Origin of the sequence: Pseudomonas oryzihabitans (genome assembly GCF_014522265.1) — a bacterium.
Classification (GTDB): domain Bacteria; phylum Pseudomonadota; class Gammaproteobacteria; order Pseudomonadales; family Pseudomonadaceae; genus Chryseomonas; species Chryseomonas aestiva.
Genome location: NZ_CP017024.1, coordinates 3,571,862 through 3,592,879, shown reverse-complemented (window position 1 = coordinate 3,592,879; position 21,018 = coordinate 3,571,862). Strand labels below are relative to the sequence as shown.

The 21,018-nt window shown below is 65.3% G+C and carries 17 protein-coding genes and 4 pseudogenes; 16 read left to right on the top strand and 5 right to left on the bottom strand.

Going from position 1 to position 21,018, the window contains the following annotated elements:
• Positions 1-266 precede the first annotated feature (266 nt).
• Positions 267-1,576, top strand: a pseudogene (locus tag BGI51_RS16645) (serine/threonine protein kinase).
• A gap of 97 nt (positions 1,577-1,673) precedes the next feature.
• Positions 1,674-2,390 carry an MlaA family lipoprotein gene (locus BGI51_RS16640; RefSeq protein ID WP_252977306.1) on the top strand — a complete coding sequence of 239 codons (717 nt, stop codon included), beginning with the start codon at positions 1,674-1,676 and terminating at the stop codon, positions 2,388-2,390.
• Between the two features lie 3 nt (positions 2,391-2,393).
• Here the strand turns inward: BGI51_RS16640 and BGI51_RS16635 are convergent, their stop codons facing one another.
• Entirely contained in the window at positions 2,394-3,530 is a 1,137-nt protein-coding gene (locus tag BGI51_RS16635; RefSeq protein ID WP_187979042.1) for a patatin-like phospholipase family protein, read from the bottom strand.
• The gene (locus BGI51_RS16630; protein ID WP_187979041.1) at positions 3,531-4,466 is read right to left on the bottom strand and encodes a lipid A biosynthesis lauroyl acyltransferase; all 936 of its coding nucleotides are present in this window, start codon (positions 4,464-4,466) and stop codon (positions 3,531-3,533) included.
• Positions 4,467-4,616: 150 nt separating this feature from the next.
• Here BGI51_RS16630 and minC point away from each other — a divergent pair, with 150 nt between their 5' ends.
• The 6 genes and pseudogenes from minC (at position 4,617) to BGI51_RS16600 (ending at position 9,321) form a co-directional block, all read left to right on the top strand.
• Entirely contained in the window at positions 4,617-5,363 is a 747-nt protein-coding gene (gene minC / locus BGI51_RS16625) for a septum site-determining protein MinC (RefSeq protein WP_133859341.1), read from the top strand.
• A gap of 134 nt (positions 5,364-5,497) precedes the next feature.
• Positions 5,498-6,315: pseudogene (gene minD, locus BGI51_RS16620) on the top strand (septum site-determining protein MinD).
• Entirely contained in the window at positions 6,312-6,566 is a 255-nt protein-coding gene (minE, locus tag BGI51_RS16615) for a cell division topological specificity factor MinE (protein ID WP_017642793.1), read from the top strand. The pseudogene minD and the gene minE overlap by 4 nt, the downstream one beginning before the upstream one ends.
• Positions 6,567-6,683: 117 nt before the next feature.
• Entirely contained in the window at positions 6,684-7,319 is a 636-nt protein-coding gene (locus BGI51_RS16610; protein WP_187979040.1) for an RluA family pseudouridine synthase, read from the top strand.
• A gap of 45 nt (positions 7,320-7,364) precedes the next feature.
• Complete coding sequence (locus BGI51_RS16605; RefSeq protein WP_187979039.1) at positions 7,365-7,943, top strand: class I SAM-dependent methyltransferase; 579 nt, start codon at positions 7,365-7,367, stop codon at positions 7,941-7,943.
• A gap of 88 nt (positions 7,944-8,031) precedes the next feature.
• Positions 8,032-9,321 (top strand): M18 family aminopeptidase, encoded by a 1,290-nt coding sequence (locus BGI51_RS16600; protein WP_187979038.1) that lies wholly within the window; start codon positions 8,032-8,034, stop codon positions 9,319-9,321.
• 7 nt (positions 9,322-9,328) lie between these two features.
• Here the strand turns inward: BGI51_RS16600 and BGI51_RS16595 are convergent, their stop codons facing one another.
• Positions 9,329-10,066, bottom strand: coding sequence for a UTRA domain-containing protein (locus BGI51_RS16595; RefSeq protein ID WP_187979037.1), 738 nt, complete (start codon positions 10,064-10,066; stop codon positions 9,329-9,331).
• Positions 10,067-10,248: 182 nt separating this feature from the next.
• Here BGI51_RS16595 and BGI51_RS16590 point away from each other — a divergent pair, with 182 nt between their 5' ends.
• From BGI51_RS16590 to BGI51_RS16565, 6 genes and pseudogenes are all read left to right on the top strand, one after another.
• Positions 10,249-11,310, top strand: coding sequence for an ABC transporter substrate-binding protein (locus tag BGI51_RS16590; protein WP_187979036.1), 1,062 nt, complete (start codon positions 10,249-10,251; stop codon positions 11,308-11,310).
• Positions 11,311-11,314: 4 nt separating this feature from the next.
• Positions 11,315-12,111: pseudogene (locus tag BGI51_RS16585) on the top strand (alkaline phosphatase family protein).
• A complete protein-coding gene (locus BGI51_RS16580; protein ID WP_133859348.1) occupies positions 12,108-12,941 on the top strand; it encodes an ABC transporter permease in 834 nt (277 codons plus the stop codon). The pseudogene BGI51_RS16585 and the gene BGI51_RS16580 overlap by 4 nt, the downstream one beginning before the upstream one ends.
• A complete protein-coding gene (locus BGI51_RS16575; RefSeq protein ID WP_133859349.1) occupies positions 12,928-13,713 on the top strand; it encodes an ABC transporter permease in 786 nt (261 codons plus the stop codon). Before BGI51_RS16580 ends, BGI51_RS16575 begins: the two co-directional genes overlap by 14 nt.
• Complete coding sequence (locus tag BGI51_RS16570; RefSeq protein WP_187979035.1) at positions 13,710-14,699, top strand: ABC transporter ATP-binding protein; 990 nt, start codon at positions 13,710-13,712, stop codon at positions 14,697-14,699. Before BGI51_RS16575 ends, BGI51_RS16570 begins: the two co-directional genes overlap by 4 nt.
• Positions 14,696-15,349, top strand: coding sequence for an HAD family hydrolase (locus tag BGI51_RS16565; RefSeq protein ID WP_187979034.1), 654 nt, complete (start codon positions 14,696-14,698; stop codon positions 15,347-15,349). The genes BGI51_RS16570 and BGI51_RS16565 overlap by 4 nt, the downstream gene beginning before the upstream one ends.
• A 173-nt stretch (positions 15,350-15,522) precedes the next feature.
• Here BGI51_RS16565 and BGI51_RS16560 read toward each other — a convergent pair whose 3' ends face one another.
• Positions 15,523-16,485: an NAD(P)H-quinone oxidoreductase gene (locus BGI51_RS16560; RefSeq protein ID WP_187979033.1), complete on the bottom strand. Its 963-nt coding sequence runs from the start codon at positions 16,483-16,485 to the stop codon at positions 15,523-15,525.
• A 237-nt stretch (positions 16,486-16,722) separates the two neighbouring features.
• Here BGI51_RS16560 and BGI51_RS16555 point away from each other — a divergent pair, with 237 nt between their 5' ends.
• Positions 16,723-18,804, top strand: a complete 2,082-nt coding sequence (locus tag BGI51_RS16555) for a carboxy terminal-processing peptidase (RefSeq protein ID WP_187979032.1) — start codon at positions 16,723-16,725, stop codon at positions 18,802-18,804.
• Positions 18,805-18,896: 92 nt separating this feature from the next.
• Positions 18,897-20,641: pseudogene (locus BGI51_RS16550) on the top strand (EAL domain-containing protein).
• 3 nt (positions 20,642-20,644) lie between these two features.
• Here the strand turns inward: BGI51_RS16550 and BGI51_RS16545 are convergent.
• Complete coding sequence (locus BGI51_RS16545; protein WP_133859354.1) at positions 20,645-21,016, bottom strand: hypothetical protein; 372 nt, start codon at positions 21,014-21,016, stop codon at positions 20,645-20,647.
• Between the last annotated feature and the right edge of the window lie 2 nt (positions 21,017-21,018).

The following is a 21,018-nucleotide window of genomic DNA, read 5'->3' as shown; positions in this document are numbered from 1 at the left end:
CATGCAGCAGTCCTCTCGCTATGGAAGTCGGGCGGTTGCCCCACCCCCATCATTCGGGCAATGCAAGATGGCCACTACCGTCTGGGCGACGCATAACGACCGGTTAGCGACAGGAGCTGCACTTTTCACGACATGCGATGTCGCTTGACGCAGCCCGGCGACCGCTCTGTAATCGACGCCGCGCAGAAACCTGCACCTGCCGATGCAACCTATTGGCGGGCCGTTGTCTTACCTACGCTCTCAAGCCCTCTGAAAGGACTCTGTCCATGCGTCTTTCGTTGCGCGTCGCCGCCCTGCTGGGCGCGCTGTTTTCCGGTCTCTGGGGTACCGCGCACGCGGCCGCCGAAGTGGATGCCGCCACCTATGGCTATCCACTAGTCAATCCTTTCGAAGCCACCATCGTCACCACGCCGGAAAAATTCCGTCCCGAGCTGCCGCCTGAAAGCACCATCGACCAGGATGACTACAGCCTCAACTTGCGTCCGGAACGGGAATACCAGCTGCCCGGCAACTTCTGGCCGGTGAAGAAATTCCACTACCGTCTTGCCCGCCAGGACCATCCGGCACCGCTGATCTTCCTGATCGCCGGTACCGGGCCAACTACTCCTCGAGTACCCAGGAATACCTCAAGCGGCTGTATTACGCGGCCGGTTACCACGTGGTGCAGCTGTCCTCGCCCACCAGCTGGGACTTCATGGTGTCGGTGTCGCGCACCGCTACCCCGGGCTACACCCCGCACGATGCCGAGGATCTCTATCGCGCCATGCAGGCGGTACGCGCCCAGCATCCCAAGCTGCCGGTCACCGACTACTACCTGACCGGCTACAGCCTGGGCGGCCTGGACGCCGCCTTCGTCTCCTACCTGGACGAGAGCCAGCGCAGCTTCAACTTCAAGAAGGTGCTGATGGTCAATCCGCCGGTCAATCTGCTGACCTCGGTACGCAACCTGGATCGCCTGGTGCAGACCGAGGTGAGGGGCGTGACCAACAACCGCACCTTCTACGAGCTGATCCTGTCGAAGCTGACCCGCTACTTCCAGGAGAAGGGCTACGTCGACTTCAACGACGCCGTGGTGCGCGATTTCCAGCGCTCGCCGGAGCGACTGAGCAACGAAGAACTGGCCATGCTGATCGGCTCGTCCTTCCGCTTCTCGGCGGCTGACATCGCCTTCACGTCCGACCTGATCAACCGCCGCGGCCTGATCACCCCGCCGACCTACCCCATCAGCGAGGGCACCAGCCTGACGCGCTTCTTCGCCCGTTCGCTGCAGTGCGATTTCGACTGCTACATGACCGAGCAGGTAATGCCGTTCTGGCAGAAGAACTTCAAGGGGCAGAACCTCGACGATCTGGCGCGCAAGTCCAGCCTCGTCGCGCTGGAAGACTACCTGAAGAGCAGCCCGAAGATCGGCGTCATGCACAATGCCGACGACATCATCCTCGGCCCGGGCGACCTTGGTTTCCTGCGCAAGACCTTTGGCGATCGCTTGACCGTCTATCCCCACGGCGGCCATTGCGGCAATCTCAACTACCGCGTCAACGCGAACGCCATGCTGGAGTTCTTCGCCCGTGGTTAAGTCCCTGCTCGCTCTCCTCCTGATGGCCAGTGCCTCGGTCTTCGCCGCCGAATCGAGTCCGCCGCCCTCCTCGACCCTGACCATCGGCTCGGACACCATGCCGGCCGCGCCGGTGGGCGCCGATGGCTTCAGCAATCCGCTGTCGACCCTCAAGTACAACCCGGGTCTGGACCAGCGCGAATTCGAACGGGCGTCCCTGGTCGCCCTGGACGTCTACGATCCCTTCGAATCCTGGAATCGCCACGTCTACCACTTCAACTATCGGCTGGACGAGTGGGTCCTGCTGCCGGTGGTCAACGGCTACCGCTGGATCACCCCGCGCTTCGTACGTTCGGGCGTGAGCAACTTCTTCAGCAACCTGGGCGACGTCAACAACCTGCTCAACAGCGTGCTGCAGTTCAAGGGCCGCCGCGCCCTGGACACCACCGGCCGCCTGCTGCTCAACACCACCATCGGGGTGTTCGGCCTGTGGGACCCGGCGACTCGCGTCGGGCTGATCAAGCAGCCGGAAGACTTCGGCCAGACGCTGGGCTTCTATGGGGTTGGCAATGGCCCCTACCTGATGCTGCCGGTCCTCGGCCCGTCCAACCTGCGCGATACCGGCGGTCTGGCGGTGGATTTTGCCGCTGAAGCCCAGGTGAACTTCCTCAACGTCAGCGACGAAAGCGGTCGTCATCCGGAGATCATGGTGCTGCGCGGCATCAACCTCAGGTACGTGACCGACATGAGATACGGCCAGCTCAACTCGCCCTTCGAGTACGAGAAGATCCGCTATTTCTACACCAAGGCGCGGGAACTGCAGATCGCCGAATAAGGCCTAGGCGCGGGCGAGAAAGGTCTGGAGTTCGGGCAGGCGGGCCAGGGCATCGGTCCGCCCCAGCGCCATGAGTTCCTGGCAGTAGGCCGCCTCGAACAGCAGATAGCTGAGCAGCGCGCTGCCCGAGGGGCGATTCACCCCGACTCCCCGTAGCAACTGCCGCAACGCCGGTGGCAGGCGTTTGCGGTGCCGGGTGGCGATGTCCGCCAGCTGCTGGCTGGGCGAGATCACCAGCATGTCCACGGGACGGCAGAAGCGTCCGCTGACCGGGTCCCCTGCCGGCAGGGCGCTACTCAGCAGATTGAGGCGCCGGAGGGTTTCGGTATCGCTGTCCAGGGCATCGACGAAGGTGCTGTTGAGCAGATGACCGCCGATCTGCGCCACCGTCGGCGGCCGACCCTGCAGTCCGTGCTCGTGACCCCCAGGCGCGCCGAGTCCGATCACCAGGATACGCTCCGCCCCCAGATGCAGCGCCGGACTGATGGGCGCCGTCTGCCGTACCGAACCGTCGCCCAGGAACTCCCGCCCGACCTTCACCGGCGGAAAGAACAGTGGAATGGCCGTGCTGGCCAGCAAATGGTCGACCGCCAGCCGTGCCGGCACCCCGACGCGCCGATGACGAAACCAGGGATCGAGCGCGCCATGACTCTGGTAGAAGGTCATCGCCTGGCCCGAGGCATAGCCGAAGGCCGTGACCGCCACGGCTCGCAGGGCGCGCTGGCGCAAGGCCGCGGTGATCCCGGAGAAATCCAGCTCGCGGCTGAGCAGCGCCCGCAGGGGCGCGTTGTCGAGCAGGGCCAGCGGTTCCTGGCGCCAGGCGCCGAACAGCGTCTGCAGGCCGAAACGCGCGGCCTGGCGGCTCGCCCCGACCCAGTCGCTGCGATAGATCATCGCCGTTTCCAGGCTCGACCAGACCGCCGCCAGGCGATCCACCGCACGGCCGAAATCCAGGGCGCCGCAGCCCAGCACGGCGGCGTTGAGCGCGCCCGCCGAGGTACCGACGAGGATCGGGAAGGGATTCTCGGAACGGACCGCCAGGGTATCGGCCACCACCTGCAGCACCCCGACCTGATAGGCGGCCCGCGCGCCACCGCCGGCCAGAATCAGCCCGGTGCGCCGCTCGCCGCCCAGACTCATCTAGCGCTTCTTCTTCGGATAGAGCTTGGGCTCGCCGGGCGGACGGGTCTTGAACCGCCGATGGGCCCAGAGGTACTGCTCGGGCAACTCGCTGACGCAGCGCTCGACCCAGTGATTGATGCGCAGGCAGTCGGCTTCCTCGCTCTCGCCAGGGAAGTCGGCCAGCGGCGGATGAACGACCAGGCGATAGCCCGAACCGTCCGCCAGGCGCTCCTGGGTGAAGGGCAGCACCCGTGCGCGCCCCAGGCGGGCGAACTTGGTGGTGGCCGTTACCGTGGCTGCCTGGATGCCGAACAGCGGCACGAACAGACTCTGCTTGGCGCCGTAGTCCTGGTCGGGCGCATACCAGATGGCCCGTCCGGCGCGCAGTACCTTGAGCATGGCGCGGACGTCCTCGCGCTCGATGGCGGTGGCGTCCTGGTTGTGGCGCTCGCGACCGCGGCGCTGGATGAAGTCGAACACCGGATTCTTGTGCTGGCGGTACATGCCATCGATGGTGTGCCGCTGCCCGAGCAGCGCCGCGCCGATTTCCAGGGTGGTGAAATGCAGCGCCATGAGGATCACCCCCTGACCTTCGCGCTGAGCGGCCTGCAGGTGCTCGAGGCCTTCGATATGGGCCAGGCGGGCCAGGCGCTGCCGCGGCCACCACCAGCTCATGGCCATCTCCAGCAGGGCCATGGCGCTGCTGGCGAAGTTGCGCCTCAGCAGGCGATCGCGTGCCCGCTCGTCGAGCCGGGGAAAGCAGAGTTCCAGATTGCGGCGGGCGATGGCGCGGCGCTGACCGGCGACGTGATAGAAGAGCCAGCCGAGCCCCTGGCCGAGTCGCAGCAGCACGGCATAGGGCAGTTGCACCAGCAGCCAGAGCAGCCCCAGCCCCAGCCAGAGCGGCCAATAACGTGGATTGAGAAAGGCGAGGCGGAAAGACGGCCGCTCCATCGGAACTCCTGCATGAAAAAGTCGCGCCATTCTACAGGGCTCGCGCAGATTTCCCGTAGCCTTCACAGTCATGGTCCCCAGACCCGGTGAGGGTTGCGACACGCGGGGCATCCCGCTATAAGTCCCGCCATCCAAGCACAAGTACCCACCATGACCGCAGCCGATCCTTCCGAAAGCGACTCCGTCTTCCAGCTCAAGGGCAACATGCTCGCCGTGACCGTGCTGGAGCTTCTCCGCAACGACCTGGGGCGCCTGGACCGGCAACTGGCCCAGAAGGTCGCCCAGGCCCCCAACTTCTTCCAGGAAACGCCGCTGGTACTGGGCCTCGACAAGCTCGCCGAGGATGCCGGCCCGCTCGACCTGGGCGCCCTCCTCGACCTCTGCCGCCGGCACGGCCTGCGCACCCTGGCCCTGCGCGCCAGTCGCAGCGGGGATCTGGCCGCCGCCAACGACTACGACCTGCCGATCCTGCCAGTCAGTTCCGGCGGGCGTGAACGCCAGGTCGAACCGCGCGATCGCGAGCCGGTCAAGCCGGCGGAACCGCCCAAACCGGCCGCACCGACGATCAATCCGACCAAGATCATCACCGCCCCGGTGCGCGGCGGTGTGCAGCTCTATGCCCCGGCCGGTGACCTGGTGGTGCTGGCGCCGGTCAGCCCGGGCGCCGAATTGCTCGCCGACGGCAACATCCATGTCTACGGCCCCATGCGCGGCCGAGCGCTGGCCGGGGTAAAAGGTGATACTAAAGCGCGGATTTTCTGCCAGCAGCTGACCGCGGAACTGCTCTCCATCGCTGGCCAGTACAAGGTCGCCGAGGACCTGCGACGCCATCCACAATGGGGCAATCCGGTACAGGTCAGTCTGGTGGGAGATGTGTTGAACATCACCCGTCTTTGACGGATACTTCCGCGAATTTTTCGCACTTGGCGCCTAAGCCGCCAACGGCAACACGAAGCGCGACACTGCCTGCAATCTCGTCACCGAGGGCATCGAGTCGCTTCAGTTATTCCTTTCGATCAAGGTGAATCAGTTTGGCCAAAGTACTCGTAGTCACCTCCGGCAAGGGCGGCGTCGGCAAGACCACCAGCAGCGCCGCCATCGGTACCGGTCTCGCCCTGCGCGGCCACAAGACCGTCATCGTCGACTTCGACGTCGGCCTGCGTAACCTCGACCTGATCATGGGCTGCGAGCGCCGCGTGGTGTACGACTTCGTCAACGTGATCAACAACGAAGCCATCCTGAGTCAGGCCCTGATCAAGGACAAGCGTCTCGAGAACCTGTTCGTGCTGGCCGCCAGCCAGACCCGCGACAAGGACGCCCTGACCCAGGACGGCGTGGAGCGCGTGATCAACGAACTCAAGCAGACCTTCGACTTCATCGTCTGCGACTCCCCGGCCGGCATCGAGAAGGGTGCTCACCTGGCGATGTACTTCGCCGACGAGGCCATCGTGGTGACCAACCCCGAAGTCTCCTCGGTCCGCGACTCCGACCGCATGCTCGGCCTGCTGGCCAGCAAGTCGCGCCGCGCGGAAAAGGGCGAGGAAGCCATCAAGGAACACCTGCTGCTGACCCGCTACAACCCGAGCGCGTCACCAAGGGTGAAATGCTCGGCGTCGAGGACGTGGAAGAGATCCTGTCCATCCGCCTGCTCGGCGTGATCCCCGAATCCCAGGCGGTGCTCAAGGCGTCGAACCAGGGTATCCCGGTAATTCTCGACGAACAGAGCGACGCCGGTCAGGCCTACAGTGATACCGTGGAACGACTGCTCGGCAAGGAAGTGGCCTATCGCTTCCTCGACGTGAAGAAGAAAGGCTTCCTGCAACGTCTGTTCGGGGGTGGTAGCGAATGAACATCTTCGACTTCTTTCGCGATCGGAAGAAGCAGAACAGCGCTTCGATAGCCAAGGAGCGGCTGCAGATCATCGTGGCCCACGAACGCGGTCGCCACGAGCAGCCGGACTATCTGCCGCAATTGCAGAAAGACCTGCTGGAAGTGATCCGCAAGTACGTGCCCATCGAGCAGGACCAGATCCAGGTCGAACTGGAAAATCAGGGCAGTTGCTCGATCCTCGAACTCAACATCACCCTGCCCGACCGCTAAGGCGAGCGCAGCAGGACAGCGGCGGCCCCAGGGCCGCCGCTGGCGTTTAAGCCATGGCGAATCCTCGGTACCTGCTCAGCGCGGTGCCGCGATTCGCCGCCAGGCCCCAGGAAGCCCATGCCCCTCTCCAACATTCGCATCATTCACGAGGACGCCGCCCTGCTGGTGGTCGACAAGCCTACCCTGCTGCTGTCGGTCCCCGGTCGCGCCGAAGACAACCGCGACTGCCTGGTGACCCGCCTGCAGGAAAACGGCTATCCCGAGGCGCGCATCGTCCATCGCCTGGACTGGGAGACCTCCGGCGTCATCGTGCTGGCGCGGGACGCCGACAGCCATCGCGAGCTGTCCAGGCAATTCCATGATCGCGAAACGGAAAAGGCCTACATCGCCCTCTGCTGGGGCGAACCGGAGGCCAACAGCGGCCGCATCGAATTGCCGCTGCGCTACGACCCGCCGACCAAGCCGCGCCATGTGGTGGATCACGAACTGGGACGCCATGCCCTGACCTTCTGGCAGGTGCTGGAGCGCCATGGCCACTACAGCCGGGTGGAGCTCACGCCCATTACCGGCCGCTCCCATCAGCTGCGCGTCCATATGCTGAGCATCGGGCATCCGCTGCTGGGCGATCAGCTCTATGCCGAGGGCGAGGCGCTGGCGGCCCAGCCGCGCCTCTGCCTGCACGCCAGCCTGCTGACGCTGACCCACCCCCTTTCGGGCGAGCGGATGAGCTTTACCAGTCCCGCGCCTTTCTAAGCCTGGGCGCTGGCATACTGAGGCACTCAGCCAGAGGAGTGCCGCTTGTCTCACTGGACGTCCTACTACACCGCCACTGCCGCGGGCGGTCCGCGCGAGACCCTGCTGCAGGCACTCTCATCCCGCTCAGATCCGCCAGGATTGGCGCTGGATCTGGGCTGTGGCACCGGGCGCGACACCCTCGTCCTGCTGGAACGCGGCTGGCAGGTGCTGGCGGTGGATGCCGAGGCCGAGGCGCTGAGCACCCTGCGCGAGCGCACGCCGACCCTGCTGCAGAAACGCCTGGAAACCCGCCAGGCACGCTTTGAAACGCTCGAAATCCCTCCCTGCGACCTCGTCAATTCCAGCTTCGCCCTGCCCTTTTGCGAGCCAGCGCGCTTCCCGCTGCTCTGGACCGGGATCACCGCGGCGGTGCGCCCGGGTGGGCTGTTCTGCGGCCAGTTGCTCGGCGAGCGGGACAGCTGGGCCAGCAAGGGGGTGGCGGTCGTCGACGCCGCGGTCCTGCAACAGCTGCTGCGGGACTGGCAAGTCCTCCTGCAGCGGGAAGAGGAGGAGGACGGCCATACCGCGGTCGGGCGGCCCAAGCACTGGCATATCCATCACCTGGTGCTGCAGCGCCGCTGAGCCCTGAGCTGCCGTCCGCCCTGGGCGCTACGCTCGACTCCCCTGGGTCCAGAACCTAGACTGGACGCCTTGTCGTCCGGAGTCGTCCATGCGTACCGATCAGATCCAAGGCCTCATCGATTTCCTCTCCACCTCGCCCACGCCCTTCCACGCCACCGCAACCCTCGCGCGCCGTCTCGAAGCCGCCGGCTACCAACGCCTGGACGAGCGAGAAAGCTGGTCCGTGCAGCCGGGTGGACGCTACTACGTCACCCGCAACGATTCGTCGCTGATCGCCGTGTGCCTGGGTGCCCAACCGCTGGAACGCGGCCTGCGCCTGGTCGGCGCCCATACCGACAGTCCCTGCCTCAAGGTCAAGCCGCAGCCGGAGCTGCAGCGGCAGGGCTTCTGGCAACTGGGCGTCGAGGTCTACGGCGGCATGCTGATGGCGCCCTGGTTCGACCGCGACCTGTCCCTGGCGGGCCGGGTGACCTATCGCGCCGAGGGCCGGGTGCAGAGTCGCCTGATCGACTTCCGCAAGCCGCTGGCGATCATTCCCAATTTGGCCATCCACCTCAATCGCGAAGCCAACCAGGGCTGGGCCATCAATGCCCAGAACGAGCTGCCACCTATCCTGGCCCAGGTGCCTGCCGGCGAGCGGCGCGACTTCCGCGCCCTGCTGGCGGCGCGCCTGCAGCAGGAACATGGCATAGACCAAGCCGAGGTGCTGGATTTCGAACTGAGCTTCTATGATGTCCAGCCCGCCGCCCTGATCGGGCTGGATGACGACTTCATCGCCGCCGCTCGCCTGGACAACCTGCTGTCCTGCTATGCCGGCCTGGCAGCCCTGCTGGCCGACGAGGGCGACGAGAACGCCGTGCTGGTCTGCACCGATCACGAGGAAGTGGGCTCCACCTCCTGCTGCGGCGCCGACGGTCCCTTCCTCGAACAGGTGCTGCAACGCCTGCTGCCCGCCGGGGATGCCTTTACCCGCACCCTGCAGCGCTCGCTGCTGATCTCGGCCGACAACGCCCATGGCGTGCACCCCAACTATGCCGACAAGCACGATGGCAACCACGGCCCGAAACTGAACGGCGGCCCGGTGATCAAGGTGAATGCCAACCAGCGCTATGCCACCAGCAGCGAAACCGCGGCCTTCTTCCGCGACCTCTGCCAACGCGAAGCGGTGCCGGTACAGAGCTTCGTGGTGCGCAGCGACATGGGGTGCGGTTCCACCATCGGCCCCATCACCGCCGGGCAGCTGGGGGTGCGCACCGTAGACATCGGCCTGCCCACCTTCGCCATGCACTCCATCCGCGAACTGGCCGGCAGCCATGACCTGGGCCATCTGATCAAGGTGCTGACGGCCTTCTATGCGAGCAGCGAACTGCCGCTCTGAAGCCAGCCTAGTCCGGTACTTCGACCCTGACCTGGATGGCGTCGTGCCGCCAGAATTCCAGGTCGCAATCGATCAGTCGCCCCTGCTGGTCGTGGTTGATGCGGGTGATGTGCAGCGCCGGACTGCCCTGCGCCACCCGCAGCGCCTGGGCCGCCTCCGGCAGCAGCGCCGTCGGCAGGATCTCGAAGCGCACCTCGCCGTAGCGAATGTCGTAGCGGTCGAGATACAACTCGGTGAGGGAGCGCTGCAGATCGTGCTCCAGCAAGCCCGGGAAATAGGCGGCATTGAGGTAGTGCTCGACATAGAGCACCAGCCGGCCGTCCACCCGACGCACCCGGCGGATCTGATAGACACTGGACAGCGCCGGCAACTCCAGCAGGCGACAGATCTCCGCGGACGCCAGCATCTGCCGCGCCGCCACGACCTCGGTCGCCGGTACCCGTCCCTGGGCTTCCACCATGGCGTGGAAATGGGTCCGTGCCAGGGGGTTGTAGGCCAGCCGTGGCGGGGCGACGAACCAGCCCCGGCGTTCTTCGCGATAGATCAGCCCCAGGGCCTCCAGCTGCAGCAGGGCTTCGCGCAGGGTGATACGGGTGGTGGCGAACAGCTCGCTCAGCTGGCGCTCGGAGGGCAGGCGCTCCATGGCCGGCAGCAGGCCATGGGCGATCTGCTCCTGCAATGCCTGGCGGATGGCACCGGCACCCGGCGCACTTCTTTGGACTAGACCAGTTTCGGATTGGTGCACCCGGAGTGCCTCGACTAGGGTTTGTTGGGAGACTAAGACGGCCAGATGACGGCTTGGTGACGACTGCAGCGCCCGTGCCAGCGGTGAAACAGGGCGCATTGCCATCAAATCGTCATACCCCGGTCCTAGATTGGCCTGTGTCTTGCTGACCTAGACCAAGCCCTAACACCTGGAGCACCCGTATGACCCGTCTGCTTGCTTCCTTGTTGGCCACTGCCGTTGCGCTACAGGCCGGTACCGCCTTCGCCGATACCGTCGACCTCAAATCCCTCGAAGCCGCCGCCCGCAAGGAAGGCGAGGTGAACAGCGTCGGCATGCCCGATACCTGGGCAAACTGGAAAGGTACCTGGCAGGACCTTGAGCAGAAATATGGGCTCAAGCATCAGGATACCGACATGAGCTCCGCCCAGGAGATCGCCAAGTTCGCCGCCGAAGGCGAGAACGCCTCCGCCGACATCGGTGACGTCGGTGCTTCCTTCGGCCCCATCGCCGTGCAGAAGGGCGTTACCCAGCCCTACAAGCCGAGCACCTGGGACCAGGTACCGAGCTGGGCCAAGGACAGCGACGGTCACTGGGCGCTGGCCTACACCGGCACCATCGCCTTCATCGTCAACAAGCAGACCGTCAAGGACGTCCCCCACTCCTGGGCCGATCTCCTCAAGGGCAACTACAAGGTCACCATCGGCGACGTCAGCGCCGCCTCCCAGGCGGTGAGTGGCGTACTGGCAGCGGCCTATGCCAACGGCGGCGACGAAAAGAACATCAAGCCGGCGCTGGACTTCTTCGCCAAGCTGGCCAAGCAGGGTCGCCTGGCCTTCACCAACCCGGTGGTGGCCAACCTCGAGAAGGGTGAAGTGGAAGTCGGGGTGGTGTGGGACTTCAACGCCCTGAGCTATCGCGACCAGATCGATCGCACTCGCTTCGAGGTGCTGATCCCCTCCGATGGCTCGGTGACCTCCGGCTACACCACCATCATCAACAAGTACGCCAAGCACCCCAACGCCGCCAAACTGGCCCGCGAGTACATCTTCTCCGACGCCGGCCAGATCAACCTGGCCCAGGGCTATGCCCGGCCGATCCGCGCCGAGCACCTGACCCTGCCGGCCGACGTCCAGGCCAAGCTGCTGCCCCAGGCGCAATACGCCAAGGCCCGGCCCATCGCCGACGCCAAGGCCTGGGAGGAAACCTCCAAGCGCCTACCGCGGCTCTGGCAGGAACACGTTCTGATCAACATGCAGCAGTGACGTCATGAAGGTCATCCTGGTCATGCTGGACGGACTCGCCCTGAGGGTCGCCGAACACGGACTCGGCTTTCTCCAGGCGCTCTGCCTGGCTGGCCGGGGTCGCCTCTACCGGTTGGAATGCGAGTTGCCCTCGCTCTCCCGCCCGCTCTACGAATGCCTGCTCACCGGGGTACCCCGGTGAGCAGCGGCATCGTCCACAATGGCGTGGATCGGCTGTCCAACCAGATCAGCCTCTTCCATCTGGCCCAGGCCGCCGGCCTCACCACGGCGGCGGCGGCCTATCACTGGGTCAGCGAACTCTACAACCGCAGCCCCTTTGATCGAGCGCGGGACAGGCATGTCAGCGACACCGCCCTGCCGATCCAGCACGGCCACTTCTATTACGCCGACCACTACCCGGATTCCCATCTGTTCGACGACGCCGAGCACCTGCGCCTGACCCAGGCGCCGGACATCCTCCTGGTCCATCCGATGAACATCGACGATGCCGGCCACCGGCACGGCCTCTCCAGCCCCGAATACCGCAATGCCGCGCGCCGCGCCGACGGCCTGCTGTCCCACTACCTGCCCGCCTGGCTGGACGCCGGCTACCAGGTGCTGGTGACCGCCGACCACGGCATGAACGACGACCGCAGTCACGGCGGGACGCTTCCGGAAGAACGCGAGGTGCCCCTGTTCGTCTTCGGCGCGGGCTTCTCCCTGGGCGAGGCCACACCGCGCCAGGTGGAGATCTGCGGCACCGTCTGCACGCTGCTGGGTCTTGCCCACGACAAGCCGCTATGCCGGGAGTTGCTGGCATGAAGCGGCCCTGGCTCGCCCTGCTGCTGATCCTGCCTTTCCTGCTGGTGTTCGGCGCCTTCCAGCTGGCGCCCCTGGCCTGGATCGCCTTCAACAGCTTCAATTCCAGCGAAAGTGGCTGGGGCCTGGGCAACTACGCCGAAATCCTCGGCTCGCCCTTTTACCTGCAGGCCATCCGCTTCTCCCTGGAAATTTCGCTCTGGTCCAGCGTCTGCGGTCTGCTCATCGCCCTGCTCGGCGCCTATTCGCTGACCCGGGTCGACTCGCGGCTGCGCGGCTTCGTGGTGGCCTTCACCAACATGACCAGCAACTTCGCCGGGGTGCCGCTGGCCTTCGCCTTCATCATCCTGCTGGGCATCAACGGTTGCCTGACCCTGGCGCTCAAGCAATTCGGACTGATCGAAGGCTTCAACCTCTACACCAAGGGCGGACTGATCCTCATCTACACCTACTTCCAGATTCCCCTGGGGGTGTTGCTGCTGTTCCCGGCCTTCGAAGCCCTCAAGCAGGACTGGCGCGACGCGGCGGCGCTGCTCGGCGCCGGCACCTGGCAATACTGGCGGCACATCGGCCTGCCGGTGCTCAGCCCGGCGCTGGTCGGCACCTTCATCATCCTGCTGGCCAACGCCCTGGGCGCCTACGCCACGGTCTATGCGCTCACAACCGGCAACTTCAACGTGGTACCGGTGCGCATCGCCGCCCTGGTTTCCGGCGACATCTATCTGGAGCCCAACCTGGCCGCGGCGCTGGCCATGCTGCTGGTGGCCTTCATGACCCTGATCACCCTCGTCCACCAGTGGCTGCTACGGCGGAGTCGGCATGTCCAGAACTGAGCGCCTCTATCATCGGACAGTGGTCTGGGTCCTGTTCCTGATCCTGTTCACGCCCCTGGCCGCGACCCTCCTCTATTCCCTGGCCACCCAGTGGTCGGCGACCCTGCTGCCGGCGGGCTTCACCTTCAAGTGGTACCTGCAGCTGTGGAGCGAGCCGCGCTTTCTCGCCGCCTTCGGTCGTTCCCTGGCGATCTGCTTTGGCGCCCTGGCCCTGTCCTGCGTGCTGATCCTGCCGGCCATGTTCGCCGTCGCCTATCACTTTCCACGGCTGGATGCGCTGATGAACGTGCTGATCCTGCTGCCCTTCGCCGTACCGCCGGTGGTCTCGGCGGTTGGTCTGTTGCAGCTCTACGCAAGTGGTCCGTTGCCGCTGACCGGCACGCCTTGGATCCTGGTGTTCTGCTACTTCACCATCGCCCTGCCCTTCATGTACCGCGCCATCAGCAACAACCTCCAGGCGCTGAATCTGCGCGACCTGATGGACGCCGCCCACCTGCTCGGCGCCAGCTCCTGGCGCGCCGCCCTGCTGGTGGTGCTGCCCAATCTGCGGACCGGGCTGATGGTGGCGCTGTTCCTGTCCTTTTCCTTTCTCATCGGCGAATTCGTCTTCGCCAACCTGCTGGTGGGAACGCGCTACGAGACGCTGCAGATCTACCTCTACAACCTGCGCAACGGCAGTGGCCACCTGACCAGCGCCTTGGTGATCTCCTATTTCCTCGCGGTCCTGCTGCTGACCTGGATCGCCAATCGCCTGAATCGGGAGCGGACATGAGCTATCTCGCGGTCAAGGGACTGCACAAGCGCTACGGCGCCAACACCCTGTTCACCGACATCGAATTCCATGCCGAACAGGGCGAACTGGTGACCCTGCTCGGCCCCTCGGGCTGCGGCAAGTCCACCCTGCTGCGCTGCCTGGCCGGGCTCACCGAGGTCGACCGTGGCGCCATCATGCTGGCCGACCAGGACATCACCCAGTTGCCACCGCAGCGCCGCGGCATCGCCATGGTGTTCCAGAGCTATGCGCTGTTTCCCAACATGACGGTGGAGCAGAACGTTGCCTTCGGCCTGCGCATGCAGCGCCTGGCACGGGATGAGGTGCAGCAGCGCGTGCAGGAGGTCCTGACCCTGGTAGAACTGCAAGGCTTCGCCACACGCTATCCACACCAGCTCTCCGGTGGCCAGTGCCAGCGGGTGGCCCTGGCGCGCTCGCTGATCGTGCGGCCACGGCTGCTGCTCCTGGACGAACCCCTCTCGGCGCTGGATGCCCGTATCCGCCGCCACCTGCGTGAGCAGATCCGCGCCATCCAGCAGGAGCTGGGGCTGACCACGGTGTTCGTCACCCATGACCAGGAAGAGGCTCTCACCCTGTCCGATCGCATCGTGCTGATGCGCGACGGGCGCATCGTCCAGAGTGGCGATGCCGAGACCCTCTACACCGCGCCGGTGGATGCCTTTGCCGCCGGCTTCATCGGCAACTACAACCTGCTCAGCGCCGACCAGGCCAGCCGGCTGTTCGGCCAGACCTTCCAGGGACAGGTGGCGATTCGTCCCGAGGCCATAAGGCTCGGCGTCGCCGGTGGTTTCAGCGGCCGCATCGTCAGTCACAGCCTGCTGGGCAACGTGATCCGCTACCGGATCGCCACCGAAGCCTGCGAACTCAATGTCGACGTTCTCAACCATGGCCCGTCGGCCTTGCAGGCGAACGGCACAGCCGTCACCCTGGCCGTCGATTCCGACAGCCTGAGAGAAGTGGCATGACCCTGGCGATTTTCGATCTCGACGAAACCCTTATCGACGGTGACTGTTCCAGTCTCTGGAGCCAGCAGATGGGCGTGCTCGGCTGGGTCGACCGCGAGTCATTCGTGCGGCGCGACAGCGAGCTGATGGCGGCCTACGCCCAGGGCGAACTGGCCATGGAAGACTACATGGCTTTCCACCTCGAACCCCTGGTGGGCCGCACGCCCGAAGAAGTGGATTTCGAGGTCGGTCCCTGGGTCGAGGACGTCATCGAACCGCTGATCTTCAGCGACGCCATGAAGTGCATCGCCGCCCACCGCGCCGCCGGCGACCGCGTGATCATCGTCTCGGCTTCCGGGGTGCATCTGGTGGAGCCCATCGCCGAGCGGCTGGGCGTGGAAGAGGTGCTGGCCATCGACCTGCAGGTCAGCCACGGCGTCTACAGCGGCCAGGTGGAAGGGGTCATGACCTTTCGCGAAGGCAAGCTGACCCGGCTGCTGGAATTGCTCGGCGGCGACTGCAGCCTGCTGGCTAACGCCAGCTTCTACTCCGACTCGCGCAACGACCTGCCGCTGCTCGAAGCGGTAGGCAAGCCGCACGTGGTCAACCCGGATCCGGTATTGCGCGAGCGCGCGACACAGGCCGGCTGGCCGATCCTCAGCTGGCGGTAGAGTCAGTAAGACACTTATGTTATCGCGGCCATGGGCCGCTCCTACAGAAGCATCGCCCCTCGTAGGAGCGGCCCATGGCCGCGATGAAGACAGTTGCGCCTACAGCGGACTCGATCTGTAGGAGCGACCGTAGCGGCGGACCGCCATGGCCGCGATAACCCTGGCCGTGGGTGCTACTCCAACCCCTCGTCCAGCACCAGCACCACCTTGCCGTTCACCTCGTTGCTTTCCAGGGCGGCAAAGGCGGCTTCGGCGTTCTGGGCGGCGAAGCGGCGTTCCAGGTTGACGTTCAGCTTGCCTTCGGCGAACAGCGGCCAGACCCTGGCTTCCAGGGATCTCATGGTCTTGGCCTTGAACTCCACGGATCGATTGCGCAGGGTCGAACCGATGATGCGGATGCGCTTGCCCAGTACCTTGCCCAGATCCATCTCGGCCTGACGACCGCCCATGAGGCCGATCAGCACCCAGCGTCCATCCTGGCCCAGTAGGTCCAGGTTGAGCGACGCATAGTTCGCCCCCACCGGATCGAGGATGACGTGGAAGGGCGCGAAATCGCGCAGGCCTTCCAAATCGGTCTTGCGCAGCACCCCGCCCTCGGCGCCGAGGCGCTCGCAGTGCGCCAGACGATCCTGGGAACCAACGCTGACCCAGCAGGGATTGCCAAAGGCCTTGCACAGCTGGATGGCGGCCGAGCCAACGCCGCTGGCACCGGCATGCAGCAGCACCTTTTCACCCGGCTGCAGGGCGGCCAGGTCGAACAGGTTGCTCCAGGCGGTCGCCCAGACCTCGGGCAGCGCCGCGGCCTCGACCAACGACAGGCCTTCCGGCACGGAAGCGGCCTGGCGCCCATCCACAACCACCTCGCTGGCCATGCCGCCGCCGGCCAGGAGTGCGCAGACGCGATCACCCACCTGCCAGCGCGAATCCGCGGTGGTCTCGCTGACCACCCCGGCGCATTCGAGGCCCAGGGTCGCCGGCGCGCCGGGTGGCGGCGGATAGTTGCCGGCCAGTTGCAGCAGGTCGGCACGGTTGAGGCCGGCGGCCGCCACCTTGATGCGAATTTCCCCTGGCGCCAGAGCGCGAGCGCTCAGTGACTGCCATTCCAGTTGCCCTTCGATACCTTGCAATGCGTTCACGGTGCCTCCATAGTGGCTCAGGCTTTGACGAAAAGCGCCTGCGCCGGCGGGTTCTGCGGGAGTCGAGCGGACCGGAAGACGCGGGGCTGTCACAGCCTTCCCCTCCGATCGCCGCTACCCTTCAGACCGCCGTCAGACGACTTTCGTCAGCGCCCGTCATACTTCCCCTGGCCGCGGAACCGCCCGGGCCGGGAAGGGCCTATAGCCTATTCCTTTCCGTGCATTAGTCGAATACACATGAAGCAGCTCTTGTCCCGTACCGCCCTCGTTGTCCTGCTTGGCGTCAGCGCAACGCCCCTCTTCGCCAAGCCCAACGCGCCGGTAGGCGCCGAGAAACTGCAACCCGACCGCGACCAGGTTATCGCCAGCCTCAACATCGTCGAACTGCTCAAGCGGCACCACTACAGCAAGCCGCCGCTCAACGATGCCCAGTCGATCAAGATCTACGACAGCTATCTGAAGATGCTTGATCCCGGCCGGCTATATTTCAATGCCGCCGACATCCGCGAATTCGATGCCTCGCGCACCCGTTTCGACGACTACCTCAAGCAGGGCAATCTCGAACCGGGCTTCGCCATCTACCGCCGTTATGCCCAGCGCATGACCGAGCGGCTGAACTATGGGCTGGGCCTGCTCAACGCCGGCATCGGCAAGCTCGACTTCAGTGTCGACGAGTCCTTCAACACCAATCGCGAGAAGGCGGCCTGGCCGGCGGACACCGCCGCGCTGGACGATCTCTGGCATCGCAAGCTCAAGGACGAGGTGCTGCGCCTGCGGCTGTCCGGCAAGACCGACCAGCAGATCCAGCAGCAGCTGACCAAGAGGTACAAGAATCAGCTGGCGCGCCTCAACCAGACCCGTGGCGAAGATGTCTTCCAGACCTACATCAATGCCTTCGCCGAGTCCTACGACCCGCACACCCAGTATCTCTCGCCGGAAAGCGCGGAGAACTTCGACATCAACATGAGCCTGTCGCTGGAAGGCATCGGCGCAGTGCTGCAGAACGACAACGACTACGTGCAGATCCTGCGCCTGGTCCCGGCCGGCCCTGCCGACAAGTCCAAGCAGATCGCTCCGGCCGACAAGATCGTCGGCGTCGCCCAGGGTGACGGCGAAATGGTCGATGTCATCGGCTGGCGCCTCGACGAGGTGGTCAAGCTGATCCGCGGGCCCAAGAACTCCAAGGTGCGCCTGGAGATCATCCCGGCGAGCAATGCGCCGAACGACCAGAAGACCAAGATCGTCACCATCACCCGCGAAGCGGTCAAGCTCGAAGAGCAGGCGGCGCAGAAGCACGTGATCGACGTGCCCCACGAGGGCAAGCACTACAAGCTCGGCGTGATCGACGTGCCGGCGTTCTACCTGGACTTCAAGGCCTATCGCGCGGGCGATCCGAACTACAAAAGCACCACGCGTGACGTGAAGAAGCTCATCGGTGAGCTGCAGAAGGAAAAGGTCGACGGCATCGTCCTCGACCTGCGCAACAACGGTGGTGGCTCGCTGCAGGAAGCCACCGAGCTGACCGGGCTGTTCATCGACCAGGGTCCCACCGTGCTGGTGCGCAATGGCGACGGCAAGGTCGAGGTGCTGGCCGACGACGAAGGCGGCGCCTTCTACAAGGGCCCCCTGACCGTGCTGGTCAATCGCCTGTCCGCTTCGGCCTCGGAGATCTTCGCCGGCGCCATGCAGGACTATCACCGCGCGCTGATCGTCGGTGGCCAGACCTTCGGCAAGGGCACCGTGCAGACCATCCAGCCGCTGAACCATGGCGAGCTGAAGCTGACCATCGCCAAGTTCTATCGCGTCTCCGGCCAGAGCACCCAGCATCAGGGCGTCCTGCCGGACATCGATTACCCGGCGGTGGTGGACACCAAGCAGATCGGCGAGAGCGCCCTGCCCGATTCCATGCCCTGGGATACCATCGCCCCGGCGGTGACCGGCCTGAGCAATCCCTTCGCCAACTACCTGCCGGAACTGGTCAAGCGCCATGACGTGCGGGTGCAGAAGGATCCCGACTTCATCTTCGCTGGCGAGCGCCTGAAGCTGGCCCAGGAGCTGGCGGCGGACACCACCGTCAGCCTCAACGAGCAGAAGCGCCGGGCCGAGCAGACCGCCCTGGACAATCGCCAGCTGGCCATGGAAAACCAGCGGCGCCAGGGCAAGGGTGAAGCCCCGCTCAAGGAGCTGAAGAAGATCGACGAGGACAACCCGGCGATCGACGACGACAAGACCAAGCCGCAGGACGACGCCTACCTGATGGAGTCGGGTCATGTACTGCTGGACTATCTCGACCTGAGTCAGACACCACCCAAGCGCTGACATCAAAGCGTCATATCTCTGTCGTGAAATGCCCGGGGGTCGCCAAGTGCGACCCCCGGGCATTTTCGTTTCTGGGTTTCTACAGGCTAACCATGACGCTTAACGACCAGGCTGGGGTGTTGGATCGCATTCTCGCCAACCGCGAGCTGCATTCGCTCTTTCAACCCATAGTGTCCTTGAGCGAGCGACGCATCCTCGGCTACGAGGCGCTCATCCGCGGCGCCTCCAATACTCCGCTGCAATCCCCCCTGCCCCTCTACGCCACCGCCCGCCAGGCCGGTCGCCTGTCCGAACTGGAAATCGCCGCCCGCCAGCAGTCCTGCCAGACCTTTCGCGAACTGGCCCTGGATGGCCTGCTGTTTCTCAATGTCTGCCCGGAAACCCTGCTGGAGCCGGCGCATCAGTCGGGGCAGACCCTCAAGCTGCTGCAGCGCCTGGGGCTCTCACCGGCCCAGGTGGTGATCGAGCTGACCGAACAGGCGCCCATTGATGACTTCGCGCTGCTGGCCACCGCCCTGCACCACTACCGCGCCATGGGCTTCTCCATCGCCCTCGATGATCTGGGCGCGGGCTATTCCAGCCTCCGGCGCTGGTCGGAGTTGCGCCCGGACTTCGTCAAGATCGATCGGCATTTCATCGAATCCATCCACCGCGATGCGGTGAAACGCGAATTCGTCGGCTCCATCCTGAAGATGGCCGAAGCCTCCCGGGCCCAGGTGATCGCCGAGGGCATCGAGACCCACGAAGAGCTGTCGACCCTGGCTAGCATGGGCATCGACCTGGTGCAGGGCTATCTGCTGGGCCGCCCGACGGCGGCCCCGCCGCGCGAGATCCAGACCCTGCTGCCGGTGATCACCACCCGCAGTTCCGATTTCGCCGAGGAAGCGACCACCGTCGCCAGCCTCAGGGTCGAGCAGGTCGCGGTCGGCCAGGACATGCTGATCCCCGAGGTACTGGAGCGCTTCCGCCTGCAACCCAGCCTTAATACCCTGGCGGTGGTGGACGAGGACGATCGCCCGGTGGGCATCGTCCATCACCACGAGCTGAGTTCGGCGCTGCTCAAGCCCTTCGCCCACGAAGTGTTCGCGCGCAAGCCCATCGACCGGCTGATGAGCCAGGATTTCCTGGCCACCGAAACCAACCAGTCGCTGCAGCAGGTCAGCCGGCTGCTCACCGCGCGGGCACGCCAGCGCATCGAAGAGGATTTCATCATTACCGAGGGCGGTCGCTATGTCGGGGTCGGTCGGGTGATGGATGTCCTGCGGCTGATTACCGAGCAGCGCATCCAGCAGGCCAAGCACGCCAACCCCCTCACCCAGCTGCCCGGCAACGTGCCCATCCAGCAGTGCCTCACGCGCTTGCTGGATCAGCAGCGCGAAGCCGTGGTGTGCTACGTCGACATCGATGGCTTCAAGCCCTTCAACGATCTCTATGGCTACGCCAAGGGCGACGAGGTGCTGCTCTCGCTGGCGCAGACCCTCTCCGAACGCCTGGATCCGCAGCAGGACTTCGTCGGCCATATCGGTGGCGACGACTTTCTGGTGGTGCTGGGTTCCTCGGACTGGCGACAGCGACTCAACGGCCTGATGGCGGGCTTCCAGGAGCGCTGCCGGCATTTCTATCGCAGCGAGCACCTGGAAGCCGGCTGCTTTCTCGCCTACGACAGAGACGGCCGCCGCCGCGAGTATCCGCTGCTGTCGCTGTCACTGGGGTCGTGGAGCTGGACAAGGAGGCCGGCAAGCGGGTGGATGCCAGCGGCCTGGCCGGCCTTGCCTCGGAAGCCAAGCGCAACGCCAAGAGGGTGCCCGGCTACAGCCTGCACCTGATGCGGGCTTGAACCCTATTCAAGGCGATGGTCGGGATAGCGGTGGTCGAATACCCGGGTCACCTCGGCCGCGTGCCAGCTGACTGCATCGCTCACCGGCGGCGAGCCGTCCAGGGCACCCAGGCGCAGGGCGCAGTCGAAGAAACCTTCACGAGGGATGCGCGTGCCGCTCTGGCTCACCACCAGCGCACTGCGCAGGGGCCGGCCCTCGCGACGATCGAGGGCCGCCAGGTACTCCAGCGCCGTGGTCAGAGTCACCATCGCCGGCTGGGGCAGCCCCAGCCGCTCGATCACCGAGCGATAGGTCAGCAGGCTGCGGCTGCGCCGCGCACTTTCCAGTTCATCCAGCAAGGCCAGCCAGTGCTGGCGACTGATGCGTACGCTCAAGC